General features: G+C 33.1%; 8 protein-coding genes. 2 read left to right on the top strand and 6 right to left on the bottom strand.

Annotated elements, in window-relative coordinates; all coding sequences use genetic code 11:
• Nucleotides 1-109 precede the first annotated feature (109 nt).
• A complete protein-coding gene (gene fabI, locus BR72_RS22110; protein ID WP_035437171.1) occupies nt 110-886 on the top strand; it encodes an enoyl-ACP reductase FabI in 777 nt (258 codons plus the stop codon).
• A gap of 273 nt (nt 887-1159) precedes the next feature.
• Here fabI and BR72_RS22105 read toward each other — a convergent pair whose 3' ends face one another.
• From BR72_RS22105 to BR72_RS22095, 3 genes are all read right to left on the bottom strand, one after another.
• Nucleotides 1160-2536: a sugar phosphate nucleotidyltransferase gene (locus tag BR72_RS22105; RefSeq protein ID WP_035437169.1), complete on the bottom strand. Its 1377-nt coding sequence runs from the start codon at nt 2534-2536 to the stop codon at nt 1160-1162.
• Between the two features lie 667 nt (nt 2537-3203).
• A complete protein-coding gene (locus BR72_RS22100; protein ID WP_156107974.1) occupies nt 3204-4721 on the bottom strand; it encodes a hypothetical protein in 1518 nt (505 codons plus the stop codon).
• A 264-nt stretch (nt 4722-4985) separates the two neighbouring features.
• The gene (locus tag BR72_RS22095; protein WP_035437165.1) at nt 4986-6686 is read right to left on the bottom strand and encodes a DUF4214 domain-containing protein; all 1701 of its coding nucleotides are present in this window, start codon (nt 6684-6686) and stop codon (nt 4986-4988) included.
• A gap of 586 nt (nt 6687-7272) precedes the next feature.
• On the opposite strand from BR72_RS22095, the gene BR72_RS22090 reads away from it, so the two are divergent.
• On the top strand, nt 7273-8025 hold the full coding sequence (locus BR72_RS22090) for a sulfotransferase family 2 domain-containing protein (protein ID WP_035437161.1): 753 nt from the start codon (nt 7273-7275) through the stop codon (nt 8023-8025).
• Nucleotides 8026-8523: 498 nt separating this feature from the next.
• Here the strand turns inward: BR72_RS22090 and BR72_RS22085 are convergent, their stop codons facing one another.
• The 3 genes from BR72_RS22085 to gmd all read right to left on the bottom strand — a co-directional run bounded on the left by BR72_RS22085 (nt 8524) and on the right by gmd (nt 12581).
• Nucleotides 8524-10257, bottom strand: coding sequence for a DUF4214 domain-containing protein (locus BR72_RS22085; protein ID WP_051957394.1), 1734 nt, complete (start codon nt 10255-10257; stop codon nt 8524-8526).
• A gap of 132 nt (nt 10258-10389) precedes the next feature.
• Complete coding sequence (locus tag BR72_RS22080; protein ID WP_035437158.1) at nt 10390-11517, bottom strand: DegT/DnrJ/EryC1/StrS family aminotransferase; 1128 nt, start codon at nt 11515-11517, stop codon at nt 10390-10392.
• A gap of 89 nt (nt 11518-11606) precedes the next feature.
• Nucleotides 11607-12581: a GDP-mannose 4,6-dehydratase gene (gene gmd, locus BR72_RS22075; protein WP_035437155.1), complete on the bottom strand. Its 975-nt coding sequence runs from the start codon at nt 12579-12581 to the stop codon at nt 11607-11609.
• Nucleotides 12582-12676 lie beyond the last annotated feature (95 nt).

Here is a 12676-nt window from a genome sequence, read left to right as displayed (position 1 = left end):
GAAGGTGAGCTAGTGATTTTTGTTTGCCTTTACAGTATTTTATGTTAATATAAAAATAGTACCAGGTTCTAATAACAACTATAATGTATAAATATAGGAGGATAAATATATGGATCTTCTCAATGTAAAAGGAAAAAATATCGTTGTAATGGGTGTTGCGAACCAAAGAAGTATCGCTTGGGGCATTGCTCGTTCATTACATAATGCTGGAGCAAACTTAATTTTCACATATGCTGGTGAACGCTTAGAAAAGAATGTACGTGATTTAGCAGAATCATTAGAGGGACAAAAATCACTTATATTACCATGTGATGTAACAAATGATGAAGATATCGCGAGCTGCTTCCAAACAATTAAGGAAGAGGTTGGTGTTGTTCATGGACTAGCTCACTGTATTGCATTCGCAGAGCGCGATGATTTAAAAGGTGAGTTCGTTGATACATCTCGTAACGGTTTCTTATTAGCGCAAAATATTAGCTCATTCTCTTTAACAGCTGTATCAAGAGCAGCAAAAGAAGTAATGACAGAGGGCGGCAGCATCGTTACATTAACGTACCTTGGGGGCGAGCGCGTTGTATCAAACTACAACGTAATGGGCGTTGCAAAAGCATCGTTAGAAGCGAGCGTAAAATATTTAGCGAACGACTTAGGAAAGCATAACATTCGTGTTAACGCTGTTTCAGCAGGGCCAATTCGTACATTATCTGCAAAAGGTGTTGGCGACTTCAACAGCATCTTAAAACAAATTGAAGAACGCGCTCCACTTCGTCGTAACGTAACACAAGAAGAAGTAGGAAACACAGCGTTATTCTTATTCAGTGACCTAGCAAGCGGTGTGACTGGTGAGAATATTCATGTGGATTCTGGCTATCATATTTTAGGATAAGGTGTATGTTTTTCTGTAAGAAGAAAATAGAATTGATTTTTCGGAAGACAGGACATAAGTAAAAAAACGGTAAGAGTTCTATTCTTAGAACTTTTACCGTTTTTTTATTGAAACTGATTAGTGTGAGTTTGTGCAGTATCTAAATGCTTACAATCTTTCTAATCCTATCAATGTTAGAGTTAGTTAATTGTTATACTTACGCTTGCAAAGCCTGCGATAGTAGTAGCAAGACTAACTAAGGAATATACCTAATAATAGGCGTGTATGGAATCTTTATCTGAAATCGCATTCGATTTCTTCCCATGTCATATGAGTACGTAAAATATCATCTTCTATTAACTTACTTCCCATTTGGACTTCAATGAATTCTAAGTCAGTAATAGCACGTGCTCCATGCATTGTTCCAGCCGGAATGTAAATAACATCGCCAGGTTTTATCATTTTGAACTTTTCATCTATAATAAGTTCGCCTTCTCCTGCAATAATTGTCCAAACTTCTTCGCGCTTAAAATGCATTTGATAACTGAGATTTTTTCCAGCTAAAATTTTAAGCCTTTTGGTTAAAACTTCATTCCCATCTTTAAGTTTCTCGTAATCTAAAACACGGTAATTTCCCCAACGTTTTTCTTCATACATAGGTCTTGAATTCTCGTGATTAATAAGTTCTTTAATTTTTTCACTTTCCTGTTTATCAGCTATCAAAATACCTTCAGGACTTGCTATTATAATGCCATTGCAGATATTTGCAACAACAAGAGGAAGATTTAGTTCATTGATGATATGAGTATTAAGGGTATTTTTACTTAAAATCCCATTTCCGATAATTTTTGTATCCATAATTTCTGTAAGAGTATTCCAAGTTCCTAAGTCACGCCATGCTCCCTCATAGGGTATTACCACAATATCATCGCATTTTTCTACAACTTCATAGTCAAAGCTTCTTTGGGGAAGGGCGGAATATTGTTGTATAAGTTCTTCATACTGAACGGGTATTTTCATAGAAGTTAGGTATTGAATTAAAAAACCTAATTTAAAAGCGAATACGCCGCAATTCCAAAGAGCTTCTTGTTGAATAAGTTCTTTTGCCTTGCTTTGTAGTGGTTTTTCAATAAACTGGTTAACTTTCATATATGGAGGTATTTGTGCTGATGAAGAATGGCTAGGGGTAGTCGTAATATAACCATACTGTTCAGAAGGATGTGAAGGTCGAACGCCCATAAGTGCAAGTGATGCGTTTGAATATGTCAAAATTTGCTCAAGTTTCAGTAAGGATTCAAAGAAAGAATTTTCTACATACGCATCAACAGGCATGATACAAATAGTCTCATTACCATCAACATTTAGGACAGAGTGGAGATAGACTGATGCTAGAGCAATAGCGGGGAAGGTATCTCGTCGATCTGGTTCGACGATAAGAGGAAGTTGATTGTCAATCTGATTTTGAATAATATCAGTTTGTGATTTGCAAGTCGCGATATAAGTAGATTTTGTTAAACCGATAGATTGAACTTGTCCTACAATTCTTTGAATCATGGACTCCTGAACACCATGCTCGTTACGAAGTATTTTTAAAAATTGTTTGGATCTAGGGTCATTTGATAGTGGCCATAAACGTTTTCCTGATCCTCCAGATAGTAAAATAAGTTTCATATTATCCCAACTTTCTAGTGATATTAAATCTCGATGTTATGGGGTGTAGCAAGTAAAGTAAGTAGGGATTTTTATGCATATTTAATTTTTTTCGTACTCGCTCATCTTAAAAGATGAATGTTTCTTTGTAATAGTATAATCTTACTTCCAATCATATCTTTCTATTTATAAAACTCATCTTCAAAAATTTGTATTGTTCATATTTCTTTTCCTATGTTAATTCATTGTCAAAGCAGTTCTTTATACTTAAGGATTAAACGTTGTTTTGAAAAATTGAGCTTTATATTCCCTGTACTTACTGTTTAAGTTTACAAAATATAAAAATTTAACTTAATAAAATTATATGTTGCTTGTAGTCAATAGGTGATAATTTGTCCATAAAATAGTCATATTATCCCGATACTTTTGAGCGATTATCTTCCATCTTAAGAAGGAAAAAAGATAGGATGGGAATAACTGCTGGCATGTTCGCGGTTAGTTTAACGAATCATCAATGGGGGATCCCCCCATTGATGGAAGTTGTACTTTATCTATGTCTATTCAACAAAGTACATGTATAACGTTTTCGTTCTATTGTTAGTTTTATTCAACTTTTATTATATTGTTATTTATTCTTACAGAGAATTTATTTGAATTATTCAAGCTGAAATTTTAAGTTGTGGTTAAATTAGGTTAATTTTTCAACAATAAGGTTCGGTATTTCACAGGTATGAGTTCCATTCCATAATAAACGTATTTCTTTTAGGAGATCTGCATTTTCTGGCGAGATTTGTAAGGTTAAGTTTATGAAATTTTTTCCAGGTTTTACTTTAGAAATATCCTGTGAAGTTAATATATTAAACTGTGGACTCCATACTCCTATTGCAAAAGTGCCAATGGGTGAATTGTAATTTGTAGAGGAATTCAGTTCAAAAGAGAATAGATATTCGCCTGGATGCATTTTTCCAATATATTGCCCAATAAACATTCCAGGAGAGTCGATTCCTTGTTCCACTCTACGAGTTATAAATTGTCTTGTGTGGTCGTATACTAATTTTCCTGTAAACGAATTAATTTTTTCTGTGCTGAAGATAATTCGCTGTCCTAAAGCTATAGGTAAGTCCGTTTGAATGGAGTTGTCGCGAAAACAATCCTCCTGAGTAAGGTTTAAAGAAATTTCATGATTGTACTGTTGTTTCCTGTGAGCTACAATGTATGGTTGAATATTTTTTAAGAAGTTTTTGGCTCTTACTAAAGCTGCTTCTCTTTTGAATATATTTCCTAATATATTAGATTGATTATGAGCAAGTTTTTCTAATTCGGTAAAGTTATTTATTGTTTTAAGAACAAATTCTTTCATCTCTTCTGTGTCAGAACACATACCTATTGTTTTAAGGGCGGAATTGCTTATGCCATTGTCCCTTGCCTCTTGGGCAAGACCTGATTTTTCTAAAAATACTGTGGGAACTCCCATACTTAAAGCTTCAATAGGAGTGTAGTGCACATGATAGTTAGAACCGAGACCAAAGTAAACAAACATTCTACTTTCAGCAATCTTTGAATAAAAAAGATTGTCTTCTGTATGTCCAACTACTTTCTCCGAAATATCTTTGACTATATTCCTTGAGTTTTTTCCTAATACAATAAAAGGGATATTTGAAAATTTTCCGTTAAAATCTTTGAATATCTTATTAGCTGCTGGATTACCGTCCAAATATGAGATTGTAGTACTAATAAAGTTTTTAGAGTTTCTTCCTTTCCATTTGAACCCTAACCTTTTGTTGGAAACAAATGCATTTAGATAAAACTTATTTTTAGTAATTCTAGGATCTTCAGGAACGTCCAAGCTCTTTAGTATTGGGCACCATACATATTTATCTGTTTCTACTATCTTATCTATATTAATGTTTAATCTAGCCATTTCGTTTGTATAGGTAGTATAATCACCGTGACCAAATACCCTAAATATGATATATCCTTGATACCATTTTGTGATGTTTGCTAAAATATCTGGATAGTTAGAAATAAATATTATATCGAGCCATTGATTAATAAGTTTAGCTTCATCTGGATTTAATTCCCCTTTTTTTTCAAGTATGTTAATTCTTCTAATTTTTTCAACGATATTGGTAGGTAAGGTACAAGATTTTCGCCAATGAGGATACAATCTATCACTTTCATTGTCATAATTACTATCATACTTCAACCAAAAGGGGTCTCCTAAGCATGGGATTACCTCTGCTCCTGCCTCAATTAACAATGGAACTTCTTCGTATCTCAAAGTTTGATGAGTACACAACCAATACACTCTTGGGGAAAGCATATAAATAAGCACCACCTTAAAGAAGTTTTTATCACAAGATTTTTTATATTTCGACTATTTTGTTTAAAAATTAATTTACTGCTGAAAAGGAAATCTAACTTCACAGGAATATTTTCGTGTTTCAATATAAAGTGACTATTTTGGTTTTTAATTGATAATTAATTCGGTCATTAGCGTATAATATTCTTGTGCAATATCGCTCCAATTTCTCTTAAGTATGTGTTGAATTGCACTTTTTTGTTGTTCTAGCAAATTGTTATCGTGTCGCCATAGTTTCTGAATTGCGAGCATAATTTCATCTGTAGAGTAGGGGTTAAATGTTATAAATTTTTCGATATCTGTTATAACCTCTTCAACAACTTCAATCCTGCTCACTGCTACAGGAGTATCCATAATTAAAGACTCTAATAGCTGAAAAGGACAACTCCCTTCAAAAAGTGTTGGAACAATGGTTCCTATCGCATATTTATATAGAAGTGGAATATCATTTGGTTCAATCCTACCTAAAAAAATGACACTATCTCGTATATTTACGTTATTAGAATTGTTAAGTAGTGTTATAATTTCTTTCTCTTTAGGACCATAGCGAAAGTGATCAGTCAGAACTAGACTAAGGTTGGATGAAGAACCTTCAGTGATTTGTCGGAAGTTCAAAAAGGCTTCAATAAGTCGATCATGATTTTTATGTAGACGAATAACGGAAGGGTAAACAATATAGTTGTTATATAAATTATATTTATCCCTAAATAAAACTTCATTATATGAATCTATGACATCATATTCCTCAACTGGAGGTGCCAATCTAATGACATGAGTTTTTTCCTTAGGTAATTTCAAGAATTTCAATCCTTCATGATTTCTCGTAAAGATAGAATTAAAAACAACTTTTTTAGCTTTTTTAGCCACCTTTTTAGCGTTATCTGTAAATTTATCGTAGAACTCTGGCTGCCTTGTATATATATCCTTAAAATGCATATAAACTAAATCGTGTAAACAAGCGATAAAGGGTTTGTTTAAATTTAGCGCCAAATCCATACCTATATAAGGAACGATCCAAATATCCACATCAATATTTTCATTTACCCAGTCTACAGTTTCGAACTTTTGGATGGATAATCTGTTAGGAAAAGATAAAAAGGTCTTTTTGAATCCATTGTTAATATCTATATAGTTTTGTTTAGTAGTTACAACAGTTATAGTTACATTTTCATCATGACAAAGTAAACCTTCTGTTAATCGGATAATAAATCGTCCGATACCTTCTCCATCAAAATGTTTACCTACTTTCACTGAATATCCAAGAAAAAAACCAATTTTTACAGAAGGGACTTGGGAAGGTTGTTGAGTGTTTGGGGATATTAAAGTGTTGGACGTTACAATATCAGATTCTAAAAGCAGACGGCATTCTTTAGATAATAGAAAGTTTACCATTAAATGTTTTCTTTGAACGCCAGAAACTAAGTTATTCACGTGAATTTGAATTTCCTTTAAATCTGGAGATCGATTTAGGAATTGTTGGTATAGTGAATAGGTAAATTCCATATCATCCAAATTGTAAAACCTATAAATTAAATCGGAAATTAACCCTGGTTTCGTTGTCTCTGTTTTTTCTGATTGGGTGTGTTGTGTATATAGATTAAGTGCTTCTTTAGTTAGCATGATTTCTTTAATGATTTCTCTTCTTTGTGTGTGGGTTAGTTTTTTTCTATAGTAATTTAGCTCCTCATGCTGGGGCTTCCTGTATAGAATTTGCCTAAAAAGTTCATGAATAAACGCTTCTTCTGATAATCTAACTGCTTTTCGTAAAATATTAATGATTGTATCTGAAGGTGAAGTAGGATTATTCATCGTAGTCACTCCTTTATGACTTGAAAATTGAGTGATATATAAAGAATAATTTTTTATTCTTTGAAAGAGTTCTCATTTTTAGTAGAAATTTATAATTCATATTTCTTGTAGGTAGAAAAGATATATTGCCTTATATATAAATCCAAATTAAAAACCTGACATAAATCCCTTTTCTTTTTAGATGGTCGAGAGCGTCTGGCCATGCGTAGAAGCGGTCAGTTCCTTTTTCTTCCACGTGCGAAGTTCAAACAAAGAGAGAAAGAAAGTAGCAAGTTATTTTTTGTTTAGTATGGCGGCGACTTGTGTGTTGGAAAGTCAAGTTGGGTTTATATATAATAATTAAGTTAAGGAATATAAAAGACGTACTGTCTAATTATCTGTTTTTTATTACCGTCAATATTTACTTAATTACTAATGCATAGTGCGATTTTTTTGTTTGATAGTTATACTTGACGTTTTATTATATTCTTCTACAGCATTATTATGCTTTTTTTTTGAATGTACAAATTTCACTTTTTAGATAGTACTTATAGAAAGTTATGAGGCATATACTGAAAAAAATTAAGCGTAAGGAGATGACTTTTAGATGAATGAAGGACAGTCTAGCAAGAAAAGAAGTCCTTTATTATTATTTCTTCATATCCCTAAAGCTGGGGGAACTACATTGACAGATTTGATTTGTAGACAATATCCAAATAATATACATTATGATGTGAATATACAGGGAATACTTCCTCAAGGGGTACTTTCTTATAAAGAGCAATTAACAACTGCTGACACTTTATGTGGCCATTTTTTGTTTGGCATTCATCGTTACCTTTCTAGGCCCTTTACCTATATTACAATGTTGAGACATCCGGTTGAACAAGTAATCTCATGGTTTTATTTTGCTCATAAGAATTCAAACCAGTACAAAGAATTGTTTTTTGAAGAGACGATTGATGAGTATGTAAGCAACCCAAAATTTAATTATTCTACAGTCAATCTGCAAACTCGCTGTATTACAGGTAATGATGTTGCTGATTTGCAGATGGCGAAAGAGCATATTGAAAAATATTTTTCTGTGGTAGGGATTACTGAATTGTTTTCTGAATCTTTGTATATCATGAAAAAAGAATTCGGATGGAGGAATATTAATTATAAAAAGTTAAATGTTAATACAGAAAGACCTTTAAAAGAAGAAATTCCGCAGAAAGTGATTGATAAGATACTGGAAAAAAATGAGGTAGATGTGCAATTATATGATTATGCTAGAAAAAAATTAGAAAATAAGATTGCTTCCCTAGATACAAACTCAATTAAAGAATTGCGTTTGTTTAAAAGGAAACATAGGCTATAAAAATATATAAATTCAAGTTGAAAACCGAAATAAAACCATTCTTTTTCGATGGGTGAGAGCATCTGGCCATGCATAGAAGCGGTCAGGGCATTTTTTTGTCATATGCAAAACGAAACAAAGAGAGAAAGTAAGCGCAGCCGTCTTTTATTTCTATAGCCGCAATTTATGTGTTGGAAAATTAAATTGGATTTATATAGATATGCTTCTTTCTGTGTAGGAATTTGATGAAAGACTAGATTATTAATACACAGAAGGAGATGTTTTTTATAATAAAAAAGACCATAAGGTAAAAATTTAGTTAGTGAGAGATTTACTCTAAAAGTTTACAATAATGAGTGGTAAAAATATGAATGGTTTACCTATAAAAAAGCTAATGTCGGATAAAAAGATAAGAATATGTCATATTATTTGAGAGCTTAAAGCAGCATAGGATGATATGTAAGGATATTTGACTCAGTAAAGTATCCTTACATACATTTCAAATATAAAAACAAAAGGTTATATACAAATAGTTTTATTAATAATGTCATAATATTCCTTTGCGACATCGGCCCACCTTCGATTTAAAGCAGTGCTGATAGCAGATTTTTGCTGGTTTAACATTTGTTTTCCGTTTTTGCTTAACTCATATATTGCTTTTGATATTTCTTCAACTGAGTATGGATTAAATGAGAAAAAAGCAGGCATATTTGTAACTACTTCACTTGTAACTTCTATTTGGCTAGCAGCAATCGGGGTATCAAGTATAAGTGATTCGAGGATAGGGAAAGGGCAACTTCCTTCAAAAAGTGTGGGAACGATTGTCCCTAAAGCATATTCGTATAAGGAAGGCATAGTGTCTGACGGAACCCTATTAAGAAAGACAATACTGTTTTTTATTTGTTCATTAGTACAATGCAGATAAACATCTGGAAGATGAATGGGGCTATTACGGTAGTGGTCTGTAAACACTAATTTTAAATTAGAAGGTGGTTTCTCAAGGGATTGCTTGAATTTTATAAATGCCTCAATAAGAAGAGAATGATTTTTATGCGGACGAATAACCGATGGATAAACAATGTAATCGCCATATAATTTGTATTTATTTCTAAATGAGCTTTCATCATATATATGGTACGCAGTGTATTCTTCTACAGGAGGTGCCAATCTAACAACGTGAGTTTTTTCGATAGGTAGCTTTAAAAATTGTAACCCTTCATGGTTTCTTGTAAAGTTAGAAGAGAATACGATGACAGAAGCTTTATCGATTAATCTGTGGATAAAACGATCCAGACGGTAACAAAACTCATCCGTATTTCCTTGATAATATAATTCTTGAAAGTGTAAGTGAACTAAGTCGTGTAAACAAAGAATAATAGGTTTATCTAAATACATAGCTAATTCTAAGCCGACATATGGCACAATCCATACATCTACTGGCAATTCGGTATTAATGAATTCCATACTGTCAGATGCATAAAAGATAAGTCGCTCAGGGTATAAAAGCACGAGTTGTGAAAATAGATTACGAAGACTACTAAGATTTATTTTATTTGTTACAACATAAATTTTTATGGTTGGATCATACTTAAATAATCCCTCTGCTAATCTTGTACTAAATCGACCAATTCCTTCTCCTTCTAAATTGGCGGGATAAGCCAATCCTAGGAAAATTCCAATGTTTTTTATACTTTTGTTTTGATTTTGTTCTCTATTTTTTATATGCAAGTTACTGATAGAATTAGCGTCGGTTAATACTTTTTGAAATTCATTTGTTGTTAGTATTTTTTTTATTATCTCTATTCTTGATTGTTTTGTTTTTAAGCAAACTGATAACTGTTGGACTTCTGTTTTTATTGGATTACGAGCTAAAAATTCATTGTATAAAGCATGGATAAAGTGTAATGCATTTGATAGGAAGAATGAATGAATGAAGCTACTTATCGTTTTGGAAGCATTAGGAGGAGGAGAGGGAGGGGCTTTTTGACTGTATAAACCTATCGCCTCTCTGCTTGTCAGGATTGCGACTAAAATTTGTTTTTTGGCTACACCTTTCGCAAGTGTAGTGTAAAAATGAAAGAAACCTTTTTCGTCAGGTTCACGATGCAGTATTTGTCTATATAATTCCCATACAAAATCTTCATGATTAAGGGCCCATATTTGTCGCAATAATTCAATAATATTTTTACTGTTCGTTTGATTAAGTATGTTGCTGAAATCATTGTTTCTATTTCTTAATCTTACTATGTCCATCGTTCACATCTCTTTTCATCGTGGTGTATTTAGATGAAAGATAGCTGTAGCAAGGAGGTATTTCTATAGCTATTAATGGGATATGTTGTTTTTAAGCAAAGGCTCATTATAAGTTTAAGAGAGGGGCATATATCATTTTTTCATTCTTACCTCGCTTAATGCTTCTTTTATTTTTAAGCTAATATATCGAATGTCATCATCTGTCAGGTTTCCGTAACTTGGAACATTAATACCCTGAGCAGAAATACGATTTATTATAGGGAATTCTGATGTTTCCTGTAAATTTTGATAAGGAGGCAATGTATGCATAGGATAGAAAAAAGGTCTAGTTTCGATTCCTTTATCTTTTAAGCGATCCATTAACAAATTCCGTTCGTTTTCAGTAAAATCTCTACATAGTATGCTGAACATCCAGTATACATTTTTAGCCCATTCTTTTTCGATAGGTAATATGAGACGTTGATCATCTTTTAGATTTTGTATATATTGATTGGCGATTCTAATTCGTTGTTGAATATGCCAGTCAATGTTCTCGAGTTGTGCGCAGCCAATTGCTGCCTGAATGTTGGTCATACGATAGTTATATCCTATAACTGGAAACCAATACTTACGTTTTAAGTCTATTCCTTGTGACTTTAGAATTCGAATCTTTTCAGCTATGTGGTCATCATTAGTAGTAATCATTCCACCTTCACCTGTTGTAATAATTTTATTGCCAAACAAACTAAAAGTAGCACAATCACCAATTGCTCCTGTCATTTTTCCTTTGTATTGCGCTCCTATAGCCTGAGCAGCATCTTCTATAACAAATAAATTATATTTCCTTGCCAATTCTTTAATAGGGTCCATATCAGCTGGATGACCATAGATGTGAACAGGAATAATTCCTTTTGTATGCGGTGTGATTTTTTCTTCTATTTTCGCAGGGTCAATATTCCATGTTGTTGAATCAGAATCAATAAATATAGGAGTTCCTCCACAATAGACAACTGCATTTGCTGTTGCAACGAATGTAAAAGTCGGAATAATCACTTCATCACCTTCTTTAATGCCATATGCTAAAAGAGCAAGATGTAAAGCTGTTGTTCCGTTACTACAAGAAATAGCATGTTTCACACTGCAATACTGTGCAAATTGTTCTTCAAACTTTTGAATATAGGACCCGTTTGAAGATATCCAATTAGAATCGAGGCAGTCTATGACATATTGTTTTTCATTTCCATTTAATATAGGACTAGCGATAGGATAAAATTTTGTCATCAAAATGTCCTCCCTACATAAAAATAAAGTTAAAGTTAAAGTACAAGTCAAGAGGGATAGGCAATATAAAAAAGTTATAAAATCAAAGCTCATAATCCTTTTCTTTGCTGTTGTTGTCGTTCTAAATCGCTATCGACCATCATTGTAATTAGTTCTTTAAAATTCACTTCTGGTTTCCAGCCTAATGCTTTTTTCGCCTTTGCTGGATTTCCTAATAGAAGATCTACTTCAGCGGGTCTCATAAATTTTGGATCTTGAATGACATGATCTTCCCAGTTTAATCCGACGTAATTAAAGGCAGTCTCAACTAATTCTTGGACAGTATGAGTTTCCCCAGTAGCGATAACATAGTCATCTGCATGACCTTGTTGAAGCATGAGCCACATCGCCTTAACGTAATCTCCTGCATAGCCCCAATCCCGCTTCGCATCTAAGTTGCCTAAATGGAGTTTATCTTGCAGTCCCAATTTAATTTTAGCAACTCCATCTGTTACTTTTCTTGTAACGAACTCTAAACCGCGGCGAGGAGATTCATGATTAAATAAAATTCCTGAACATGCAAAACTATCATAGCTTTCTCGATAGTTCACAGTAATCCAATGTCCGTATACTTTAGCCACTCCATAAGGGCTTCTTGGATAAAATGGAGTTGTTTCTTTCTGGGGAGTTTCCACTACCTTTCCGAACATTTCGCTACTAGATGCTTGATAAAATTTAGCATCTGGTTTGGTAAGCCGAATCGCTTCAAGCATATTTGTAACTCCAAGGGCAGTTATTTCCCCTGTATAAATAGGTTGAAGCCAAGAGGTTGCGACAAAAGATTGGGCGGCCAAATTATATACTTCATCTGGATTGGAAACTTTAACAGCTTGAATTAAGGAAGCTAAATCACGTAAATCTCCTGAAAGAAATTCAATCTCGTCTTTTAGATGTTTAATGTTTTCATCGTTTTCTGTTGCAGTTCGTCTTTTTAATCCATAAACTTTATAGCCTTTATTTAACAATAATTCTGCTAAATAAGAACCGTCCTGGCCTGTAATTCCAGTAATGAATGCTTGTTTCATATTTTCACCCCATGCTGTATATAATCAAAACCTTTATCTCCTTTAATCATATGTTTCATATACCTTGACTGCTACTGAAACACCGTTTATTTTCA

Origin of the sequence: Bacillus sp. UNC322MFChir4.1, assembly GCF_000746135.1 — a bacterium.
GTDB lineage: Bacteria > Bacillota > Bacilli > Bacillales > Bacillaceae_G > Bacillus_A.
The sequence above is the reverse complement of the archived record's forward strand: the minus strand, read 5'-3'. Positions and strand labels throughout refer to the sequence as shown.

Bases quoted from the DNA above. Each gene is read 5' to 3' on its own strand.
- BR72_RS22105 (WP_035437169.1), bottom strand. From the start codon at position 2,536: ATGAAACTTATTTTACTATCTGGAGGATCAGGAAAACGTTTATGGCCA.
- gmd (WP_035437155.1), bottom strand. From the start codon at position 12,581: ATGAAACAAGCATTCATTACTGGAATTACAGGCCAGGACGGTTCTTAT.
- BR72_RS22080 (WP_035437158.1), bottom strand. From the start codon at position 11,517: ATGACAAAATTTTATCCTATCGCTAGTCCTATATTAAATGGAAATGAA.
- BR72_RS22085 (WP_051957394.1), bottom strand. From the start codon at position 10,257: ATGGACATAGTAAGATTAAGAAATAGAAACAATGATTTCAGCAACATA.
- fabI (WP_035437171.1), top strand. From the start codon at position 110: ATGGATCTTCTCAATGTAAAAGGAAAAAATATCGTTGTAATGGGTGTT.
- BR72_RS22095 (WP_035437165.1), bottom strand. From the start codon at position 6,686: ATGAATAATCCTACTTCACCTTCAGATACAATCATTAATATTTTACGA.
- BR72_RS22090 (WP_035437161.1), top strand. From the start codon at position 7,273: ATGAATGAAGGACAGTCTAGCAAGAAAAGAAGTCCTTTATTATTATTT.